General features: G+C 69.6%; 16 protein-coding genes. 12 read left to right on the top strand and 4 right to left on the bottom strand.

The window, feature by feature from the left end; genetic code table 11:
- Window positions 1–16: 16 nt before the first annotated feature.
- On the bottom strand, window positions 17–1,660 hold the full coding sequence (gene narH, locus KYX17_RS05920) for a nitrate reductase subunit beta (protein WP_243225967.1): 1,644 nt from the start codon (window positions 1,658–1,660) through the stop codon (window positions 17–19).
- Entirely contained in the window at window positions 1,660–5,391 is a 3,732-nt protein-coding gene (locus KYX17_RS05915) for a nitrate reductase subunit alpha (protein ID WP_243225966.1), read from the bottom strand. Before KYX17_RS05915 ends, narH begins: the two co-directional genes overlap by 1 nt.
- A gap of 166 nt (window positions 5,392–5,557) precedes the next feature.
- Between KYX17_RS05915 and KYX17_RS05910 the strand changes: the two genes are divergently transcribed.
- Together KYX17_RS05910 and coaE are read left to right on the top strand one after the other, a co-directional pair.
- Window positions 5,558–6,772, top strand: coding sequence for an MFS transporter (locus KYX17_RS05910; RefSeq protein ID WP_243225964.1), 1,215 nt, complete (start codon window positions 5,558–5,560; stop codon window positions 6,770–6,772).
- Window positions 6,773–6,815: 43 nt separating this feature from the next.
- Window positions 6,816–7,415, top strand: coding sequence for a dephospho-CoA kinase (gene coaE / locus KYX17_RS05905; RefSeq protein ID WP_243225963.1), 600 nt, complete (start codon window positions 6,816–6,818; stop codon window positions 7,413–7,415).
- Window position 7,416: 1 nt separating this feature from the next.
- On the opposite strand, the gene KYX17_RS05900 is transcribed toward coaE, so the two are convergent.
- Complete coding sequence (locus KYX17_RS05900; protein ID WP_243225962.1) at window positions 7,417–8,022, bottom strand: DUF4126 domain-containing protein; 606 nt, start codon at window positions 8,020–8,022, stop codon at window positions 7,417–7,419.
- A 100-nt stretch (window positions 8,023–8,122) separates the two neighbouring features.
- On the opposite strand from KYX17_RS05900, the gene uvrB reads away from it, so the two are divergent.
- Window positions 8,123–10,201: an excinuclease ABC subunit UvrB gene (gene uvrB, locus KYX17_RS05895; RefSeq protein ID WP_243225961.1), complete on the top strand. Its 2,079-nt coding sequence runs from the start codon at window positions 8,123–8,125 to the stop codon at window positions 10,199–10,201.
- Between the two features lie 10 nt (window positions 10,202–10,211).
- Here the strand turns inward: uvrB and KYX17_RS05890 are convergent, their stop codons facing one another.
- On the bottom strand, window positions 10,212–10,454 hold the full coding sequence (locus KYX17_RS05890; RefSeq protein ID WP_243225960.1) for a hypothetical protein: 243 nt from the start codon (window positions 10,452–10,454) through the stop codon (window positions 10,212–10,214).
- A gap of 45 nt (window positions 10,455–10,499) precedes the next feature.
- Between KYX17_RS05890 and KYX17_RS05885 the strand changes: the two genes are divergently transcribed.
- The 9 genes from KYX17_RS05885 to rapZ all read left to right on the top strand — a co-directional run bounded on the left by KYX17_RS05885 (window position 10,500) and on the right by rapZ (window position 20,764).
- Entirely contained in the window at window positions 10,500–10,934 is a 435-nt protein-coding gene (locus tag KYX17_RS05885; protein WP_243225959.1) for a MarR family winged helix-turn-helix transcriptional regulator, read from the top strand.
- Between the two features lie 107 nt (window positions 10,935–11,041).
- Window positions 11,042–11,728 carry a DUF4129 domain-containing protein gene (locus KYX17_RS05880; RefSeq protein WP_243225958.1) on the top strand — a complete coding sequence of 229 codons (687 nt, stop codon included), beginning with the start codon at window positions 11,042–11,044 and terminating at the stop codon, window positions 11,726–11,728.
- Complete coding sequence (locus KYX17_RS05875) at window positions 11,725–12,234, top strand: hypothetical protein (RefSeq protein WP_374208922.1); 510 nt, start codon at window positions 11,725–11,727, stop codon at window positions 12,232–12,234. The genes KYX17_RS05880 and KYX17_RS05875 overlap by 4 nt, the downstream gene beginning before the upstream one ends.
- Entirely contained in the window at window positions 12,231–13,196 is a 966-nt protein-coding gene (locus tag KYX17_RS05870) for a MoxR family ATPase (RefSeq protein ID WP_243225956.1), read from the top strand. Before KYX17_RS05875 ends, KYX17_RS05870 begins: the two co-directional genes overlap by 4 nt.
- Window positions 13,193–14,491, top strand: coding sequence for a DUF58 domain-containing protein (locus KYX17_RS05865; RefSeq protein ID WP_243225955.1), 1,299 nt, complete (start codon window positions 13,193–13,195; stop codon window positions 14,489–14,491). Before KYX17_RS05870 ends, KYX17_RS05865 begins: the two co-directional genes overlap by 4 nt.
- Window positions 14,488–14,988 carry a hypothetical protein gene (locus KYX17_RS05860; protein WP_243225954.1) on the top strand — a complete coding sequence of 167 codons (501 nt, stop codon included), beginning with the start codon at window positions 14,488–14,490 and terminating at the stop codon, window positions 14,986–14,988. Before KYX17_RS05865 ends, KYX17_RS05860 begins: the two co-directional genes overlap by 4 nt.
- A 94-nt stretch (window positions 14,989–15,082) precedes the next feature.
- Window positions 15,083–17,971 carry an excinuclease ABC subunit UvrA gene (gene uvrA, locus KYX17_RS05855; protein ID WP_243225953.1) on the top strand — a complete coding sequence of 963 codons (2,889 nt, stop codon included), beginning with the start codon at window positions 15,083–15,085 and terminating at the stop codon, window positions 17,969–17,971.
- Entirely contained in the window at window positions 17,971–19,866 is a 1,896-nt protein-coding gene (uvrC, locus tag KYX17_RS05850) for an excinuclease ABC subunit UvrC (RefSeq protein ID WP_243225952.1), read from the top strand. The genes uvrA and uvrC overlap by 1 nt, the downstream gene beginning before the upstream one ends.
- Window positions 19,867–19,891: 25 nt before the next feature.
- Window positions 19,892–20,764 (top strand): RNase adapter RapZ, encoded by an 873-nt coding sequence (gene rapZ / locus KYX17_RS05845; protein ID WP_243225951.1) that lies wholly within the window; start codon window positions 19,892–19,894, stop codon window positions 20,762–20,764.
- Window positions 20,765–20,809 lie beyond the last annotated feature (45 nt).

Genomic DNA, 20,809 nt, shown 5'->3' with positions numbered 1-20,809 from the left:
GAGAGCGCACCGCGCATCACGACTCCCGCTCCGGCGACGGCGGGAACAGCCCTTCCGGCGACCCGTTGCCGTCCCAGTTCAGCAGGTTCACCCGGCCCGGCGAGGACGGCCGGTCGGCCGTCTGGCGGTTCTGCAGCGCGTGGAAGTTCTCCACGGCGACCGGCACGGGCCGTCCGCTCGAGGACCCGAAAGGGCCCGCGCCGCCCATACCAGGGCCGTCCTCGTAATCCAGCGAGCAGGCCATCTCCTCGAGCTCGTGCGCGCGCTCGGTGTGCGCCGCGGGGATCACGTAGCGCTCCTCGTACTTCGCGATCGCGAGAAGGCGGTACATCTCCTCGACCTTGGTGCCGGTCATCCCCACCGCCGTCGCGATGCGCTCGTCGCGCTCGTCGTCGAGATTGATGCCCCGCATGTAGGAGCGCATGGCCGCCAGCCGGCGCAGCGCGTGATCCACCGGGCGGGTGTCGCCGGCGGTGAACAGCTCGGCGAGATAGCCGATGGGGATGCGCAGCTTGTCGATCGCGGCGAACAGCGTGCGAGCATCCTCGCCGTCGTTGCCGGAACCGGTCACGACGTCCACCACGGGGGAGAGCGGTGGGATGTACCAGACCATCGGCATCGTGCGGTACTCGGGGTGCAGGGGGAGCGCGACCTCGTACTGCTGGATGAGGCGCCAGATCGGGCTGCGACGCGCGGCGTCGAGCCAGTCCTCGGGGATGCCGTCGGCGCGCGCCTGCTCGATGACCGCCGGGTCGTTCGGGTCCAGGATGATCGAGCGCTGCGCCGCGAGAAGGGCCTGCTCGTCCTCGACCGACGCGGCCTCGGCCACGCGATCGGCGTCGTACAGCACGAGACCGAGATAGCGCAGCCGTCCGACGCACGTCTCCGAGCACACGGTGGGCAGTCCCACCTCGATGCGCGGGTAGCACATCGTGCACTTCTCGGCCTTGCCGGTCCTGTGATTGAAGTAGACCTTCTTGTACGGGCATCCGGACACGCACATCCGCCAGCCGCGGCAGGCGTCCTGGTCGACGAGCACGATGCCGTCCTCGGCGCGCTTGTACATCGCGCCGGACGGGCAGGATGCCACGCACGAGGGGTTCAGGCAGTGCTCGCAGATGCGGGGGAGGTAGAACATGAACGCCTTCTCGAACTCGGCCGAGACCTCGTCGCTCATCTTCTTCAGGATGGGGTCCTGCTGCATGGTCTCCTGGGACCCGCCGAGATCGTCGTCCCAGTTCGCCGACCAGGAGATCTTCATGTCCTCGCCGGTGAGCAGGCTCTTGGGCTTGGCCACGGGCGTCTGCGAGCCCGCCGGGGCGTTCAGCAGCATGTCGTAGTCGTAGGTCCACGGCTCGTAGTAGTCGTGGATCTCGGGGAGGTTCGGGTTCGAGAAGATGCGCATGAGCTTGGCCAGGCGCCCGCCGCTGCGCAGCTTCAGGCGGCCGCGCCGGTTGCGCACCCAGCCGCCCTCCCAGCGGTCCTGGTCCTCGTACCCGCGGGGGTAGCCGACTCCGGGACGGGTCTCGACGTTGTTGAACCAGACGTACTCGACACCCGTGCGGTTCGTCCACGCCTGCTTGCAGGTGACCGAGCAGGTGTGGCATCCGATGCACTTGTCGAGGTTCATCACCATCGACATCTGCGCCATGACCTTCATCAGTACTGCACCTCCTGGCTGCGCCGGCGGATCGTCGTGATCTCGTCGCGCTGGTTTCCGGTCGGGCCGAGATAGTTGAACGCCCAGGCCAGCTGCGCGTAGCCGCCGATGAGGTGGCTCGGCTTGAGCAGGATGCGGGTGAGGGAGTTGTGGATGCCGCCGCGCAGGCCGCTCGTCTCGGCGATCGGCACATCGACCGTGCGATCCTTCGCGTGGTACATGAAGACGGTGCCCTCCGGCATGCGGTGCGAGACGATCGCGCGGGCCACCACGACGCCGTTGCGGTTGTACGACTCGATCCAGTCGTTGTCGCGGATGCCGGCCTTGGCGGCGTCCTGGACGCTCATCCAGATCGTGGGGCCGCCGCGCGAGAGTGCCAGCATGAAGAGGTTGTCCTGGTACTCCGAGTGGATCGACCATTTCGAATGGGGAGTGAGGTAGCGCACCGAGACCTCGGTCCCGCGCCCTTCGTCGCGCACATCGCCCACCGGGCGCGAGTCGAACAGCCGCGCCATGTCCAGCGGCGGACGGTAGATCGGCAGATTCTCGCCGAGCTCCTCCATCCAGTCGTGGTCGAGGTAGAAGTGCTGGCGGCCGGTCAGCGTGTGCCAGGGCTTCAGATGCTCCACGTTGATGGCGAAGGCCGTGTAGCGCCGTCCGCCGTGCTCGGATCCCGACCACTCCGGCGAGGTGATGACGCTGCGCGGCTGTACCTGGACGTCGGCGAACGAGATCGAGGAGCCCTCGTGCTCCTCAGCGAGGAACGCCATCTTCTGACCGGTGTGCTCTTCGAGCGTGCGGAACCCCTGGGTCGCCAGACGTCCGTTCGAGGTGCCGGACAGGGCGAGGATCATCTCGCAGACCCGCTTGTCCGAGTCCAGTCGGACCGACCCTCGGCAGGGACCGGTCTCGACCGTGCCGTTCAGCCGCGCCAGACGTTCGAGTTCCGGTTCGGGGTGATACGTGATGCCCTTGGTCGTCATGCCGAGCTTCGTGGTGAGCGGGCCGAGCGACTTCCACTTCTCGGCGAGGTTCGGGTAATCGCGTTCCACGACCACGAGCTTCGGCATCGTCACGCCGGGTTCGAGAGGGAGGTCCTGGACGCGTCCGTGCGGGGTGGCCAGGACGTCCGGGGTGTCGTGCTGCAGCGGCACGGCGACGAGATCGCGGCGCACGCCCAGATGCGTGCGGGCGAGTTCGGAGAACTTCTCGGCGAGCAGACGGAAGGTGTCGTAGTCGGTCTTCGTCTGCCAGGGCGGCTGGATGGCGGGGTTGAACGAGTGGATGAACGGGTGCATGTCCGTGGAGGACAGATCGTGCTTCTCATACCACGTGGCGGTGGGCAGCACGATGTCGCTGAACAGCGTCGTGCTCGTCATCCGGAAGTCGCTCGTCACCAGCAGGTCGAGCTTGCCCTCGGGCGCTTCGTCGTGCCAGCGCATGTCACGCGGGCGCGAGCCCGGAGCGCTCTCGGACGCACGCACCGCGGAATCCGTGCCCAGCAGATGCTTGAGGAAGTATTCGTTGCCCTTGCCGGAGGAGCCCAGGATGTTCGCCCGCCACACGAGCACGATGCGGGGGAAGTTCGCCGGATCGTCCGGGTCCTCGATCGCGTATTCGAGCGAGCCGTCCTGCAGGGAGTCGACGACGTGCTGCGCGGGCTCCTTTCCCGCGGCCTCGGCCTCGTCGCACAGATCCAGCGGGTTGCGCGAGTACGTGGGGAACGCCGGCATCCAGCCGCGCTTGACCGATTCGACCATGCAGTCCGCGGTCATGCGGTCCGCGAACACGCCGCGCGCGAGCGGCGAGGACAGCTGATCGGCCGGGAGGCCGTCGTAGCGCCACTGGTCGGTGGCGAGGTACCAGAAGCCGGTGCCGATCGCGAGACGCGGAGGGCGGTTCCAGTCCGCGGCCGTGGCGTACTGCGTGTAGCCGGTGACCGGACGGACCTTCTCCTGGCCGACGTAGTGCGCCCACCCGCCGCCGTTCACGCCCTGGCAGCCGGTCATCGTCGTCAGCGCGAGGAACGTGCGGTAGATCGTGTCCGAGTGGAACCAGTGGTTCGTGCCCGCGCCCATGAGGATCATCGATCGCCCGCCGCTGCGTTCGGCGTTGTCGGCGAACTCCCGGCCGATGCGGGTGGCCTGCTCGGCCGGCACCGACGTGAGCTCCTCCTGCCAGGCCGGTGTCCCCGGGGATGTCGGGTCGTCGTAGCCCGTGGGCCATGTGCCGGGCAGTCCGTCACGGCCGACGCCGTACTGTGCGAGCATCAGGTCGAACACAGTGGTCACGGTCCTGCCCGCGACCGTCATGACCGGGACGCCGCGCAGGACGGTGCCGGAGCCGCCGGCGTGCTCCTGCCCCTCCTCCGGGGCGACGTCGAAGCGCGGCAGCGCGATCTCCGCCGCGGCGGAGTCCCACGCGGGGAGGTCGGCGATGGACAACGGCGGTACGACGTCCCCGAGATCGAGGTTCCATCGCCCGCGGTCTTCCGGGCTGAAGCGGTGTCCGAGCGATCCGTTCGGCACGACCGGCGTCCCGTCGGCGTCGAGGAGGACCGGCTTGAAATCGGCGTGGTCGGTGGCCGCGGCATCCGTGTCCAGATCGCTCGCCGTGACGAACTTGCCCGGCACGAGCGCGTCGCCGTTGCGCTCGAGCGCGACGAGGAACGGCGCGTCGGTGTATCGACGCATGTAGTCCTCGAAGCGCGCGGTGCGCGTGCGCACGAAGTGCTCGGTGAGGATCACGTGTCCCATCGCGAGGGCGAGCGCCGCATCCGTCCCCGGGTGCGGGGAGACCCACTCGTCGGCGAACTTCGTGTTGTCCGTGTAGTCCGGCGACACCGTGACGACCTTCTGGCCGCGGTAGCGCGCCTCCGTCATGAAATGAGCGTCCGGAGTGCGGGTCACGGGGACGTTGGATCCCCACATGATGAGGTAGCCGGCGTTGAACCAGTCGGCCGACTCGGGGACGTCGGTCTGGTCGCCGAACACCTGGGGGCTCGCGACCGGCAGATCGGCGTACCAGTCGTAGAACGACAGCATCGTGCCGCCCAGGAGGTTCAGGAACCGGGAGCCCGCGCCGTGTGACACCATCGACATCGCCGGGATCGGGGAGAACCCGGCGATCCGATCCGGCCCGTAGGTCTTCACCGTGTGCACGTGCGCGGCCGCGGCGATCTCGATCGCCTCCTCCCAGCTCGTGCGGACGAGACCTCCCTTGCCCCTGGCTCGCTTGTACTGCGCGGCGAGGTCCGGGTCCTCGACGATGCTCGCCCACGCGTCGACCGGATCCGGGTGCCGCTGCTTCGCCTCGCGGTAGAGTCCGGCCAGCACCGATCGGATGTACGGATAGCGCACGCGCGTGGGCGAGTAGGTGTACCAGCTGAAGGCTGCGCCGCGCGGGCATCCGCGGGGCTCGTACTCGGGGGAGTCCGGGCCGACGCTGGGGTAGTCGGTCTGTTGCGCCTCCCACGTGATGATGCCGTCCTTGACGTACACCTTCCACGAGCAGGAACCGGTGCAGTTCACCCCGTGGGTCGAACGGACCACCTTGTCGTGCGACCAGCGGTCTCGATAGAAGGCGTCCCCGGATCGCCCGCCTTCCAGGAACAGCGCCCGCAGGTCCTCGCTCGTCTCTCCGGGGCGCAGGAACCGCCCCATCGACAGCAGCGCATCCGCTAGCGGGCCGTCGGTCGCAGGCGTGCTGCGGGTTCGGATCTCAGGTGTCATGGGGAGCCTCCTGGTCGACAGTGCCCAGCATGCCGTTCGGACCGCAGGTTAGGCCAGCCATACCGGACGTATTTATTCGATGCGTCCCGGCGGTCGCGGGGCGTCGGTGTTTGTTCCGGTCCTCCGGCCCTTCCGCGCGCGGCGCACGGTGGCTACGCTCACGGTCATGACGACCGAGACACAGGCGAGTCCCCCGTCGTTGCGCGGCCAGTTCCCGCAGGTGCTGCTCGCGACCCTGGCATCCACGGTCGGATTCTGGGCATGGATGTGCATCGCTCCGCTCCAGGCCACGTATGCGCAGGAGATGGGACTGGACGAGGGGCAGATCTCCCTCATGCTCGCCACGCCCGTCCTCGTCGGAGCGCTCGGACGCATCGTGGTCGGCGCCATGACGGACCGGTTCGGCGGCCGGGTCATGTTCACGGTCGTCCTGCTGGGGTCGATCCCCGCCGTGCTCCTGGTCGCTCTCGCGGGCAGCATCCGCAGTTTCCCGCTGCTGCTGGTCGCCGGCTTCTATCTCGGCGTCGCCGGCACGATCTTCGCGGCCGGAGTCCCGTTCGCGAGCGCCTGGTACGCCCCGGCGAGGCGGGGCTTCGCCAACGGCGTGTTCGGCATGGGCATGATCGGGACCGCGGTGTCCGCGTTCCTCACCCCGCGGATGGTGGAGTGGATCGGATACCTCCCGACGCACTTCGCGATCGCGGGGATCATGCTGGTCTTCGCGGCCCTGAGCTGGTTGCTCCTGCGCGACTCTCCGGCCTGGGAGGCCAGCAGGATGCCGCTGGTTCCGAAGGTGATGGGGGCGCTGCGGCTGAGCATCACGTGGAAGATGGCCTTCCTGTACGGGATCGTCTTCGGCGGATTCGTGGCCTTCTCGACGTTCCTGCCGAAATACCTCACCACGATCTACGCCGGCGAGGTGGATGCTGTGGGCGCCGGCACCCGGGCCGCGATGTTCGCGGTGGCCGCCGTGATCGCACGCCCCGTCGGCGGCGTGCTGGCCGACCGGTTCGGTCCCAAGATCATCTCGCTGATCTCGCTCGCCGGGATCGTCACCCTGGCGTACATCGTCGGACAGCAGCCGCCCGAGGGCATCCTCACCGGCGCGACCTTCCTGGGGATGGCCTCGGCGATGGGCCTGGGGATGGGGGCGGTGTTCGCGTGGATCGGCCCGTCGACGCCGAAGGACAAGGTCGGCGCGGTCAGCGGCGTCGTCGCGGCCGCCGGCGGACTCGGCGGGTACTTCCCGCCCCTCGTGATGGGCGCGACGTACAACGCCGAGACGAACTCGTACTGGCTCGGCCTCTGGCTGCTCGTCCTCGTCGGCGCCGGGGCCCTCGTCGTGGCCGGGATGATGAAGGACGCACCTCGGCCAGGATGAACCGCGGGGAGGGCGGGCCCGACGCGCGTGTCAGGATGGGGGGATGCCTCTCATCGCCCTGACCGGCGGCATCGCCTCCGGCAAGTCCACGATCGCCGGACGCCTCGCGCAGCACGGTGCGGTGGTCGTCGACGCGGACCGGATCGTCCGGGATGTTCAGACGCCGGGCTCGCCCGTGCTGCACCGCATCGTCGAGGAGTTCGGCGAGGGCATGATCGACGCCGCGGGGGAGCTCGATCGTCCGGCCCTGGGCGCGCGGGTGTTCGGCGACCCCGAGGCGCTCGCCCGCCTCAACGCGCTCGTCCATCCGGCCGTCCGCGCGGAGTCGCAGCGCCGGTTCGAGGACGCCTTCGCCGCGGATCCCGCGGCCGTCGTGGTCTACGACGTCCCGCTGCTCGTCGAGGCGCGGGTCGACGACCCGTGGGATCTGATCGTCGTCGCGCACGCTCCGACGGACGTCCGGCTCCGCCGCCTCGTCGACCTGCGCGGAATGACCGCCGAGGCCGCGCAGGATCGGATCGATGCACAGGTGCCGGACGACCAGCGCCTCGCCATCGCGGATGTCGTGATCGACACGGCGGGCACGCCGGCCGAGACCGACGCGCAGGTCGACGCGCTGTGGAGGCGGTTGACGAGCGCGTGATTCAGGCCGCCGATGGCGCGGCGGCCTCTGCCCGTCGGCGGCGCCAGCGCCGGATCAGGCCGACGACCAGGACGATCAGTCCGATGAGCACGAGTGCGGCGACCACCGGGACGACGATCGCGAGCGCCGCCAGGACGAAGGAGGCGCCGTCCTCCGCAGTGCTGAGCACCGGGGCCGCGAGTCCTCCGGTCACGGCGTTGGCGGCGACGCGCGCGGTGGCCTTGGTCACATGGACGACGAGCGCGATGACCACGCCGGTCGCGATCGGGATCCAGATGTGCTCGTCGAAGAAGGCCGACGGGTCGTCGACCGCGACGGTCTGGGCGCTCGCGCCGGCGCCGAACACGATGCCTCCTGAAGCCGGGCGCAGCACGCTCTGGATCACGTCGTTGATCGAGTCGAGCGCGGGGATCTTGTCGGCGACGACCTCGAGCACCAGCAGGATGCCGAGGATCCACAGCGCGAGATCGCCGGAGATCCACGACCATCCGGCCGGCAGATCGACGGCGGGCAGAACGCGATCGGCGAGCCCCAGCAGGAACAGCGGCATCCAGGCGTTCAGACCTGCGGATGCCGCAAGACTGGTGCCGATCAGGAACTCGATCACGGCTCCACTCTAAGGTCGGCGTGCGACGGCCGCTGCGGGGCGCGGCACCCGTTCCCGATGGCGTGGCCCCGGTGTCGGAGGGGCGGCATACCCTGGAGTCATGCAGACAACGCGCAGCGTCCGCCCCTTCGAGGTCGTCAGCGAGTACGCTCCGGCCGGCGATCAGCCGCAGGCGATCGCCGAGCTCGCCGCGCGCATCAACGCGGGCGAGACCGATGTCGTCCTGCTCGGCGCCACCGGCACCGGCAAGTCCGCGACGACGGCGTGGCTCGTCGAGCAGGTCCAGCGGCCGACGCTGGTGCTGGCGCACAACAAGACGCTGGCCGCCCAGCTCGCCAACGAGTTCCGTGAGCTCATGCCGCACAACGCGGTCGAGTATTTCGTGTCGTACTACGACTACTACCAGCCCGAGGCGTACGTCCCGCAGACGGACACCTTCATCGAGAAGGATTCGTCGATCAACGCCGAGGTCGAGCGGCTGCGGCACTCGACGACGAACTCGCTGCTGTCGCGGCGCGACGTCGTCGTGGTCTCCACGGTGTCCTGCATCTACGGCCTCGGCGCGCCGGAGGAGTATCTGCGGGCGATGGTCGCCCTGCAGGTGGGAGAGCGCTACGACCGGGACGCCCTCATCCGGCAGTTCATCGCGATGCAGTACAACCGCAACGATGTGGACTTCTCCCGGGGCAACTTCCGTGTGCGGGGCGACACGATCGAGATCATCCCGGTGTACGAGGAGCACGCGATCCGCATCGAGCTGTTCGGCGACGAGATCGAGGGACTGTACTCCCTGCATCCGCTCACGGGAGACGTGATCGAGCGGCTCGACTCGGTTCCGATCTTCCCAGCCTCCCATTACGTCGCGGGCACCGACGTGATCCAGCGCTCGATCGGGACGATCGAGAAGGAGCTCGAGGAGCGGCTGGCCGAGTTCGAGCGCCAGGGCAAGCTGCTCGAGGCGCAGCGTCTGCGCATGCGCACGACCTTCGATCTCGAGATGCTGCAGCAGCTCGGGTTCTGCTCGGGCATCGAGAACTACTCGCGGCACATGGACGGCCGCGAGCCCGGCGAGCCCCCGCACACGCTGCTGGACTTCTTCCCCGACGACTTCCTGCTCGTCATCGACGAGTCGCATGTCACGGTTCCGCAGATCGGCGCGATGTACGAGGGGGACGCCTCGCGCAAGCGCACCCTGGTCGAGCACGGGTTCCGCCTGCCGAGTGCCATGGACAACCGGCCGCTGCGCTGGGACGAGTTCAAGAACCGGATCGGCCAGACCGTGTACCTCTCGGCGACGCCGGGGAAGTACGAGATGGGGATCGCGGACGGCGTGGTCGAGCAGATCATCCGCCCGACCGGGCTCGTCGACCCCGAGATCGTCGTGAAACCGTCCAAGGGACAGATCGACGATCTCCTCGAAGAGATCAGGGTGCGCGTCGAGCGCGACGAGCGCGTCCTCGTCACCACGCTGACGAAGAAGATGGCCGAGGAGCTCACGGACTTCCTCGGCGAGCACGGCGTCCGCGTGCGGTACCTGCACTCCGATGTCGACACGCTGCGACGCGTCGAGCTGCTCAGCGAACTGCGCTCGGGCGTCTACGACGTCCTGGTCGGCATCAACCTGCTGCGAGAGGGCCTCGATCTCCCCGAGGTCTCGCTGGTCGCGATCCTGGATGCCGACAAGGAGGGGTTCCTGCGCTCGGGGACCTCGCTCATCCAGACGATCGGGCGTGCCGCGCGCAACGTCTCCGGCCAGGTGCACATGTACGCCGACCGGATCACCGACTCCATGGCGAGTGCCATCGAGGAGACCGACCGCCGGCGGGAGAAGCAGATCGCGTACAACACCGCGAACGGCATCGATCCGCAGCCTCTGCGCAAGCGCATCGCCGACATCACGGAGGTGCTCGCGCGCGAGGCGGCGGACACCGCCGACCTCCGCTCCGGTCGAGGTAAGGCCGGCAAGAGCGGACGCGGCAAGGCCCCGACGCCGAACCTCCGTCGCGAGGGCATCGCCGCTGAGGGTGCCGAGCAGCTGGAGGGGATGATCGAGGATCTCTCGTCCCAGATGCTCGCGGCGGCGGAGGAGCTGAAGTTCGAGCTGGCCGCGCGCCTGCGCGACGAAGTGCAGGACCTCAAGAAGGAGTTGCGCGCCATGGAGACGGCGGGGCACGCCTAGCGGCAGAGCCTCAGGGGCAGTGCATGAGCGGCTTGGGACCTGATCGGTCGATCACATGCCGGGTCATCGGCTCACCGCACAGCGGGCAGGCGCGCTCCGCTCGCTCCGCCGGACTGGGTGGCGGGGTGGATTCGTACGGTCCCACCGAAGCCGGCCCCGCGTAGCGGATGAGGGTCGTGTTGATCCACGCATAGAGTCCGCCGGCTTCGCGGATGCGCGTGCGGAGCGGGACTCGATCCGGCTGTGTGACCATGTTCCTTAGTGTACTAAGTATTAGGGCTCTCGTATAATCGGCGTCGTGACCGATGCCGACGACCTCCTCAAGCTCGAGAACCAGCTCTGCTTCGCTCTGGTGACGGCGGCGCGGAACGTCGTCGCGATCTATCGGCCGATCCTCGAGCCCCTGGGCCTCACGCATCCCCAGTACCTCGTCATGCTGGCGCTGTGGGAGCGCGCCCCGCGCGCGCTCAGCGATCTGGCCGCGGACCTGGCCCTCGACCCGGCCACGGCTTCGCCGCTGGTGAAGCGCCTGGAGGCAGACGGGCTGGTGCAGCGGCGACGGAGCGCGGACGACGAGCGCCGCCTCGACATCGATCTCACGGACGCGGGCAGGCTCCTGCGCGACCGGGCCATCGAGGTGCCGACTCAGGTCATGACCGCTGTGGGCATGGACATCGAGCAGATCGCGGCGCTCCGGGACGGACTGCAGCCCTTCGCCGGCCGTCGCATCTGAGCTCGACCGCGCTGCGCGTCGTCCGACCTTTCCACACCGCGGTCGCGGACCCTGCCGGTCTTCTAGTGTGGAGGCATGCACTGCGGCGACCGGATCCTCGAGCACGCATGAGGCGAGTGTTCGGAATCGGCGCCGTGGCCGCCCTGCTTCTCGTGGTGATGATCGCGGCCTCGGCGCAGGGGACCGCCCGATTCGATCCGCCCGACATCGATGCCTGGACAGCGCCGCGACCCGGCCCCGAGGCGATGCCGACGCAGGAGGCCACGCCGCTGCCGGTCGATCCGCAGACAGGGGGCACCGCAGCCCAGGTGGTGTCGACGATCCTGCTCGTCCTCGGAGCCGTCGTACTCGGCATCGTGCTCGTCTTCCTCGTGAGGGCGATCCTGCGCGCGTGGGCCGAGCGGCTCCCGCGCCGCGACGGGGTGCCTGCCGGGGCCGAGGAGCACGTCGCGGAGACGGCGCCGGATCCGGAGCGCACCGCGCCGGCGATCCGGCGCGGGATCGCGTCCGCACTGCAGGAGATCGACGCGCATCCGGATCCGGCGGATGCCATCGTCGCGGCATGGATCGGGCTCGAGGACACCGCGTCGGATGCGGGCATGTCGCGAGGACGCAGCGAGACGCCGTCGGAGTTCACTCTGCGGGTGATCGCGTCGCGCGTCGACGTGGCGGGTGACGCCGACGCTCTTCTTCACCTGTACGAGCGCGTTCGCTTCGCGGGACACCGGGCGGGCGAGGATGATCGGATGCGCGCGCGGCAGGCGCTCGCGAACATCCAGGAGGGATGGCGGTGACGCTGCGAAGGATGATCGTCGCGGTGATCGTGCTGATCCTCGCGACGACCGCCCTGAGGCTGTTCGGGCTGGAGCCGCTGTTCGCCCTGAGCGGCGGGATCCTCGCGGCGGCAGTCGTCTTCCTGGCCGCGCTGCGCGGAACCGAGGCCGTCATCGACGACGGCCCGCGCGAGGAGGATGACGCGGCAGGGCGCGGCTCGGAGATCTCGCGGCTGTCCTGGGCGTTCAACCCGCGCACGGGGGTCGCCGGCGAGATCGTCGGACGCCGCGTCCGTGGCATCCTGCGGCGTCGTCTCGGGCGCCGCGGCGTGGACGTCGACGACCCGCACCAGCGGGGGAGGGTCGACGCTCTCCTCGGAGCCGGGCTCTGGGATCGCCTCACCGCCCGTCAGGTGCAGAGCGCGGACATCCGGCGCGCCCTGGACGCCGCCGACCGGCTCGCCGCGGGAACCGAGGATGCGGACCGACAGACATCGAGAACCACGGGAGAGCAGGAGCGAGAATGACCGACACCACCGAGATCGCCGAGACCGGGGCGCGGATCCTGCAGGCCGTGCGCACGGTCGTCGTGGGGATGGACGACACGCTGGAGATCGCGCTCGGCACGATCCTCGCCGGTGGGCACGTCCTCTTCGAAGACGTGCCGGGCCTGGGGAAGACGCTCGCCGCGCGGAGCCTCGCCGCGGCTCTCGGACTCGACTTCCGGCGGTTGCAGTGCACTCCGGACATGCTTCCGGGAGACGTCACGGGCTCGTACGTGTACGCACCGGACACGGCCGAGTTCGTGTTCCGCCCCGGGCCGATCTTCACCGGGCTGCTCCTGGCCGACGAGATCAACCGCACCACCCCCAAGACGCAGTCCGCGATGCTCGAGGCGATGGCGGAGCGCCAGGTCACGGTCGAGGGCAACAGCTTCCCCCTGGAGCGCCCCTTCCACGTCGTCGCGACGTCGAACCCGATCGAGTACGAGGGGACTTACGCTCTGCCCGAGGCACAGTTGGACCGCTTCATGGTGCGCCTCTCGGTCGGGTACCCCGAACCCGAGGGGGAGACCGAGATCCTGCTCGGCCGCGTGCGGCGCCGCCGCGAGGAGACCACCGTCGCGGCCGTGATCGATGCGGCGCGGCTGCGCGAACTGCAGGCGGCGGTGGAGACCATCCACGTGGACCCGGATGTCGCCCGCTACTGCGTCGACCTCGCCCGCGCGACCCGCTCGGCTCCGCAGGTCGCCGTCGGCGCGTCTCCGCGCGGCTCGCAGTCGCTGCTGCTGCTCGGACGCGCCCTTGCGGCGCTCGACGGGCGCGACTACGTGCGGCCGGACGACATCAAGCGGATCGCCGTCCCCGTGCTCGCGCATCGCCTCACCCTCACCCCGCAGGCCTGGGCGCAGGGAGTCGATCCGGCGAGGGTGGTCGCAGGCCTCGTCGCCGACGTGGCCGTGCCGCCGACCGTGAGCGCCGCGCGGTGACGTCAGGGTCCGAAGCGCGGCGACGGTGGCATCGCACCCCGGCACTGCTCATCGCGATCGGCGCGGCGGTGGGACTCGCGGGGACCGGACTGGCGCTGTCGCGGCCCGACATCGTCGCCCTCGCGGCGCCGCTCGCCGTCTGGGCGCTGTTCGTGCTGGATGCCGAGCGTGATCGTCCTGCCCGGGACGGGGCCGCCGCATCGCCGATTCGCGTGCGAGCCGGCCCCGACGCGGAGGACGGGCGGCTGACGGACGAGATCGTGGTCGACGAGGATGCCGAGATCGCGGAGCTCCACGTCGTGCAGTCCGCTCGGCGCCGCAGCCGGGTGTTCGTCCCGGGGCAGGCGGTGCTCACGGCGCGCAGCCGCAGCAGGCATTCCGGTCCGGTCGACTCGGTCCGCGTCCGTGCGCGCGGTCTGAGCGGAGACGCGGCTCTCACGGGCGAAGTGCAGGACGCGGTCGTCCAGCGCCGCGCGGTGGCACCGGCGCCGCGGGAGCTGCCGGAGCTGCCGCTGCCCCTTCGTCTCACGGGGCTGCACGGCGCCCACGACGGATCGCGTCCCGGGCAGGGCGGCGACTTCCGGGACATCCACCCGTTCGCCCCGGGAGACGAGCTGCGCCGAGTCGACTGGCGCGCCACCGCGCGGGCGGCGCGCCGTCCCGGCGAGCTGTTCGTGCGGCGCACGGACACCCTCAGCGATGCCTCGGTCGTCATCGCGGTCGACGCGGCCGACGACCTCGGCGAAGTCGTCGCGACCTGGGGGAGCGGCGACCTGGAACGCAGCGGCAGGACCTCCTTGGACAACGCGCGGGAGGCCGCGAGAGCGCTCGCCACGTCCGCCGTGGCCGCCGGGGACCGCGTGGCCTACCACGTACTGGTGCAGGGCGGGCGCTCGCTGCGCAGCGGCACGGGGTCGCGGCATCTCACCCGGGTCGTCGCGGCGATCGCGTCGACCGGACGATCCGGAGACGACAGCCGCTATCGGCGCACGCCGCCGGTGCCGCACGGCTCGATGATCGCGATGCTGTCGACGTTCTTCGACGGTGCCGCAGCGGAGCTGGCACTGATGTGGCGGGCCGCCGGTCATCGCGTGCTCGCCGTCGACACCCTGCCCGACCTCGACGGCTCCCGGCTGTCTCCGGAGCAGCGTCTCGCGCTGCGTCTCGTGGTCGTCGAGCGGGACGACATGTTCCACGACCTCGCGGCGGCCGGGGTCGAGATCGTGCGCTGGGACGCCGAGGCCACGAGCGCCCTCGGCGTGCTCGCGCGTTCGCGAGCGGGAGCGGGGCGATGACCGACGATCGTCTCGTGATCGGCGCCTGGGTCCCCGCCGGCCTGGTGCGAGTCCTTCTCGTGCTCGTCGTCGGAGGCGCCGTCTGGCTGCTCCAGCCGGGAATCGGCTGGCAGGCGATCGCGGTGATCGCGGTCGTCGCCGGCGCGATCCTGCCGCAGACCGGTCTGGCGTGGTTCGCGATGCTCGTCCTCCCTTTCGCGCTGCTCACGCAGCCCCCGGACCTCGGTCGTGCCTGCCTGGCCGTTCTGGCCGTGCACGCGGGGCACGTGCTGGCGACGCTCTCGCTCACGATGCCGGTGCGCTCCCGCATCGCCCTGCGGGCCCTGCGCCCGACGGCCCGGCGCTTCGCGGTGGCGCAGGCGATCGGGCAGGCCGCGGCCGCCTGCGCCGTGCTTCTCCCCGCCGCGGACGGCGCGGGCGCCGCCTGGATCGCACCGGTCGGGGCGGTCGGCGTCGTGGCGCTGGCTGTGCTGCTGCTGCAGCGCGTGCGCCGGTGACGGGAACGAGCCCGAGTGCCCTCTCGGCGCCGATGCGATGCACTGAGTGAGCGAAGCGAGCCGAAGTGTCGGTGGTCCCTCGTAGACTTGTTCGGTGCCCATCGTTCCCGTCTCCAGCCCTGGAAAACTCAGTGTTCGCGGTGCCCGCGTACACAATCTGAAGAACGTCGACATCGACATCCCCCGGGATTCGCTCGTCGTGTTCACCGGCCTGTCCGGTTCCGGGAAGTCCAGCCTCGCGTTCGACACGATCTTCGCGGAGGGGCAGCGTCGCTACGTCGAGTCGCTGAGCGCGTACGCGCGCCAGTTCCTCGGTCAGGTCGACCGTCCGGACGTCGACTTCATCGAGGGGCTGAGTCCGGCGGTGTCGATCGATCAGAAGTCGACCAACCGCAATCCGCGCTCCACGGTCGGCACGATCACCGAGATCTACGACTACATGCGTCTGCTCTGGGCGCGCATCGGCGTTCCGCACTGCCCGGAGTGCGGCGAGCGGATCCAGCGGCAGACCGTCCAGCAGATCGCGGACCAGCTCATGGAGCTGCCCGAGCGCACGCGCTATCAGATCGTCGCGCCGGTGGTGTCGCAGAAGAAGGGCGAGTTCGTCGATCTCTTCCGCGAGCTCGGCGCCAAGGGCTACTCGCGCGCCATCGTGGACGGCGAGCTCATCCAGCTCGCCGAGCCCCCGACTCTCAAGAAGAGCTACAAGCACGACATCGCCGTCGTCGTCGACCGCCTGGTCGCCTCGGACGACATCCTCGGCCGGGTCACGGATTCGGTCGAGACGGCGCTGGGACTCGCCGGCGGCGTGATGCAGATCAACTTCGTCGACGAGGAGGGGGATGCCGCGTGGCAGTCCTTCTCCGAGAAGCTCGCCTGCCCCAACGGGCACGCCATCACTCTCACCGAGATCGAGCCGCGCACGTTCTCGTTCAACGCTCCCTTCGGCGCCTGCCCGGCGTGCTCCGGGCTCGGCACGCGGATGTCGGTCGACGTCGACCTCATGCTCGGCGACGAGGAGCTGTCGATCCGCGAGGGCGCCATCATCCCCTGGACGACCCAGGGCAAGGGGCTCTTCCAGTACTACGAGCGCCTGCTCGAGGGACTCGCCCGCGACCTGAACTTCTCGCTCGACACGCCGTGGCGCGATCTGCGCGTCGACGTGCAGGACGCCGTGCTCCGCGGAGACAACTACAAGGTCACGGTGAAGTGGAAGAACCGCTACGGCCGTGAGATGCGGTACGCCTCCGGTTTCGAGGGCGTGGTGCCGTACATCGAGCGCCAGTACGCGCAGGCCGAGAGCGACACGCAGCGTGCGCGCTGGGGCGAGTACCTCCGCGAGGTGCCGTGCCCGGTGTGCGACGGCAACCGTCTCAAGCCCGAGGTCCTGGCGGTCAAGGTGCACGGGCACTCGATCGCGGAGGTCTCGCACCTCAGCCTCGCCGAGGCCCGCGCGTTCATGGAGAAGCTCACGCTGACGGAGCGCGAGGCGAAGATCGCCGCCCAGGTGCTGCGCGAGATCCGGCTGCGCCTGGACTTCCTCCTCCAGGTGGGGCTGTCCTACCTCAATCTCAGCCGATCCGCCGGCTCGCTGTCGGGCGGCGAGGCCCAGCGGATCCGGCTTGCGACGCAGATCGGCTCCGGCCTGACCGGAGTGCTGTACGTGCTCGACGAGCCGTCGATCGGCCTGCACCAGCGCGACAACCGGCGCCTCATCGAGACGCTGCTGACACTGCGCGACCTCGGCAACACCCTGATCGTCGTCGAGCACGACGAGGAGACCATCGAAGCTGCGGACTGGGTCGTGGACATCGGCCCCGGCGCCGGCGTCAACGGCGGCGACGTCGTGCACTCGGGTCCGTACACCGCCCTGCTCGCCGAGAAGGGCTCCATGACGGGCGACTACCTCGCCGGACGGCGCGAGATCCCCACTCCGCGCAAGCGCCGCAAGCTAGACAAGCGCCGGATGCTCAAGGTGGTCGGTGCTCGGGAGAACAACCTCAAGAACGTCGACGTCGAGTTCCCGCTCGGCGTCCTCACGGCGGTCACCGGCGTCAGCGGCTCCGGGAAGTCCTCCCTCGTCAACGACATCCTGTACCGCGTGCTGGCCTCGAAGCTCAACGGCGCCCGCTCGCTCGCCGGCAAGCACACACGTGTGACGGGCCTGGACAACCTGGACAAGGTCATCCACGTCGATCAGGCGCCGATCGGCCGCACGCCGCGCTCGAACCCCGCCACCTACACCGGCGTCTTCGACCGCATCCGGACGCTCTTCAGCGAGACCCCGGAGGCGAAGGTGCGCGGCTACCAGCCGGGCCGGTTCAGCTTCAACGTCAAGGGCGGGCGCTGCGAGGCGTGCTCGGGTGACGGCACGATCAAGATCGAGATGAACTTCCTGCCCGACGTGTACGTCGACTGCGAGGTGTGCCACGGCAAGCGGTACAACCGCGACACGCTGGCCGTGCACTACAAGGGCAAGAACATCGCCGAGGTCCTGGAGATGCCGATCGAGGAGGCCGCGGAGTTCTTCGAGCCGATCCAGGCGATCCACCGCTACATGAAGACGCTCGTCGACGTGGGGCTGGGGTATGTGCGCCTCGGGCAGTCCGCCACGACGCTGTCCGGCGGCGAGGCGCAGCGCGTCAAGCTCGCCACCGAGCTCCAGCGCCGCAGCAACGGCCGCAGCATCTACGTGCTGGACGAGCCGACCACTGGTCTGCACTTCGAAGACGTGCGAAAGCTCCTCGAGGTGCTGAACGGACTGGTCGACAAGGGCAACACGGTGATCGTCATCGAGCACAACCTCGATGTCATCAAGTCGGCGGACTGGGTCATCGACCTCGGGCCGGAGGGCGGTTCGGGCGGGGGAGAGATCCTCGCCACCGGAACGCCGGAGCAGATCGCCGCGGTCGAGGACAGCCACACCGGGCAGTTCCTCTCCGAGATCCTCGGCGGAGGGCGCCAGGTGCGGAAGGCCGGCTGATGGCGGACGTCCTGCCGTACAAGCCGAAGCAGGGGGAGATTCCCACCGATCCCGGTGTGTACCGGTTCCGCGATGCGCAGGGGCGCGTGCTCTACGTCGGCAAGGCCAAGAACCTGCGTCAGCGGCTGTCGAACTACTTCGCCCCGCTGCGCACACTGCACGAGCGCACGCGGCGCATGGTGACGACCGCGGCATCGGTGGAGTGGACGGTCGTGTCCACGGACGTGGACTCCCTGCAGCTGGAGTACATGTGGATCAAGGAATTCGATCCGCCGTTCAACGTGCGATACAAGGACGACAAGTCCTATCCGTTCATGGCGATCACGATGGCGGACGAGGCGCCGCGCGTGATCGTGACGCGCAACCGGAGAATCCCCGGTGCCCGCTACTTCGGCCCCTACCCGAAGGTGTGGGCCGTTCACGACACGATCGATCTGATGATCAAGGCGTTCCCGATCCGCACCTGCAGCGACGCCAGTTACAAGCGGGCCATGCAGACCGGACGCCCCTGCTTCCCCGGGCAGATCGGCAAGTGCGGGGGGCCGTGCTCGATGACCTGCACCATCGAGGAGCACCGCGCGATGGTCGACGACTTCGTCGCCTTCATGGCCGGCGGAGACGAGCGCTTCACCCGAGAGCTGACGCGGCGCATGCGCGAGGCCTCGGCGGCGATGGACTACGAGGCGGCCGCGAAGTACCGCGACAAGCTCTCGGCGATCGAGGCGGTGCTCGGAAAGAGCGCGCTCGTGCTCCCCGCCGATGAGGACGCCGACCTGTTCGGCATCGCCGAGGACGAGCTGTCGGCCGCCGTGCAGCACTTCGTGATCCGGGGAGGGCGTGTCCGAGGCGTGCGGGCGTCCACGATCGAGAAGGAGATCGACGTGTCCTCAGGTGAGCTCGTGGACCAGGTCCTGCAGCGCGTGTACGGCGAGGCGGCCGACGGCGAGATCCCGCGCCGCATCCTCGTGCCGACCCTGCCGGACGACGCGGCCGAGCTCGAGGTGTGGCTGCGAGGCCGGCGCGCGCGCAAGGTGGAGATCGCCGTGGCGCAGCGCGGCCAGCGCGCCGAGCTCATGCGCACGGCCACGCTCAACGCCCAGCAGGCCCTCATCCGTCACAAGACGAAGCGCACCAGCGACTACGTCGCGCGCACGCAGGCCCTCACCGACCTGCAGGAGGCGCTCGGCCTCGAGGAGGCTCCGCTGAGGATCGAGTGCTACGACATCTCGCATCTCCAGGGGACGAACGTCGTGGCCTCCATGGTCGTCTTCGAGGACGGTCTGCCGCGGAAGGACCAGTACCGGTCCTTCAACATCGCCGAGACGACCGACGACACCGACTCGATGTACCAGGTGCTTCGCCGGCGGCTCGCCCACCTGGATGCGCCGGAGGAAGAGGACCTCCCCGTCGATCCCTTGGCCGAGGGCGAGGTCGCGACCACACGCCGGCGTCCGCGCTTCGCGTACCCGCCGCAGCTGCTCCTCGTCGACGGCGGTCAACCGCAGGTGGCGGCCGCGGCCCGCGCTCTGCAGGATGCCGGTCACACCGAGATCGCGCTGTGCGGCATCGCGAAGCGCCTGGAGGAGATCTGGCTGCCGGGCGACGACTTCCCGGTCATCCTGCCGCGCACCAGCGAGGCGCTGTACCTGCTGCAGCGTCTGCGCGACGAGGCGCACCGGTTCGCCATCAGTCATCAGCGCAGACGCCGCAAGCGCGACATCAGCACGATCCTCGCCGAGGTCCCCGGGCTCGGCGCCGCGCGCATCAAGGTGCTTCTGAAGCACTTCGGTTCGGTGGCACGGCTCCGCGCGGCCACTCCGGAGGAGATCCAGCAGGTCCCGGGCATCGGCCCCGCCCTGGCCCAGGGCATCCACGCGCACCTCGCCAGTCGATAGGGTTGAGGTACAGGAGGGAGTACCGATGGCAGGCGAGGGCGAAGGACAGTTCCTCATCGTCACCGGCATGTCCGGTGCCGGACGCACGACGGTCGGCAACGCGCTGGAGGATCTCGGCTGGTACGTGGTCGACAACCTGCCTCCGCAGATGCTGCGGCCGCTGCTCGATCTGACCGATCTCGGCGGCGGCGCGCTGCCCAAGGTCGCTGCGGTCGTCGACGTGCGCGGCCGCGGTCTCTTCGACGACCTGCCGGACGTCGCGAGGGCCCTGCGTTCGCGCGGATCCGTCCAGGTGCTGTTCCTGGACGCCTCCGACGACGTGCTCGTGCGGCGTTTCGAGGCCGTGCGCCGGCCGCACCCGCTGCAGGGCGACGGGACGCTGCTCGACGGCATCCGCGTGGAGCGGTCCCGGCTCACGCTGGTTCGCGAGGCCGCCGACATCGTCATCGACACCTCGACCCTCAACATCCATCAGCTCGCCACCAAGACCTCGGAGATCTTCTCGGAGGAGGGGGCGGCGAGGCATCGGCTGACGCTGCTGAGCTTCGGCTTCAAGTACGGGCTGCCCACCGACGTCGACCTCGTCGCCGACATGCGGTTCCTGCCGAACCCGTTCTGGATGGACGAGCTGCGCGGGCTCACCGGTCAGGACGAACAGGTCCGCGAGTACGTGCTCTCGCGTGAAGGTGCGCAGGAGTTCCTGGATGCCTACGCGAAGGCCCTTGTCCCGGTTCTCGAGGGCTATCAGCGCGAGAACAAGAGTCACTCCACGGTCGCGATCGGGTGCACGGGCGGCAAGCACCGGTCGGTCGCGACGGCGGAGGAGCTCGCGCGGCGCCTCGCGCAGGTGCCCGGCGTCGCCGTGAACGTGCGTCATCGCGACCTCGGGCGCGAGTGAGAATCCTCCGAGCCGAGTAGGCTTGTCCTTCGCGCCGCGATCCGG

This window comes from Microbacterium sp. CIAB417 (assembly GCF_022788845.1).
The sequence above is the reverse complement of the archived record's forward strand: the minus strand, read 5'-3'. Positions and strand labels throughout refer to the sequence as shown.

Coding starts and splice junctions, on each gene's coding strand:
- coaE (WP_243225963.1), top strand. CDS start 6,816: ATGCCTCTCATCGCCCTGACCGGCGGCATCGCCTCCGGCAAGTCCACG.
- KYX17_RS05915 (WP_243225966.1), bottom strand. CDS start 5,391: ATGACACCTGAGATCCGAACCCGCAGCACGCCTGCGACCGACGGCCCG.
- KYX17_RS05860 (WP_243225954.1), top strand. CDS start 14,488: ATGACCGACGATCGTCTCGTGATCGGCGCCTGGGTCCCCGCCGGCCTG.
- KYX17_RS05880 (WP_243225958.1), top strand. CDS start 11,042: ATGAGGCGAGTGTTCGGAATCGGCGCCGTGGCCGCCCTGCTTCTCGTG.
- uvrB (WP_243225961.1), top strand. CDS start 8,123: ATGCAGACAACGCGCAGCGTCCGCCCCTTCGAGGTCGTCAGCGAGTAC.
- KYX17_RS05870 (WP_243225956.1), top strand. CDS start 12,231: ATGACCGACACCACCGAGATCGCCGAGACCGGGGCGCGGATCCTGCAG.
- KYX17_RS05890 (WP_243225960.1), bottom strand. CDS start 10,454: ATGGTCACACAGCCGGATCGAGTCCCGCTCCGCACGCGCATCCGCGAA.
- KYX17_RS05910 (WP_243225964.1), top strand. CDS start 5,558: ATGACGACCGAGACACAGGCGAGTCCCCCGTCGTTGCGCGGCCAGTTC.
- rapZ (WP_243225951.1), top strand. CDS start 19,892: ATGGCAGGCGAGGGCGAAGGACAGTTCCTCATCGTCACCGGCATGTCC.
- narH (WP_243225967.1), bottom strand. CDS start 1,660: ATGAAGGTCATGGCGCAGATGTCGATGGTGATGAACCTCGACAAGTGC.
- uvrC (WP_243225952.1), top strand. CDS start 17,971: ATGGCGGACGTCCTGCCGTACAAGCCGAAGCAGGGGGAGATTCCCACC.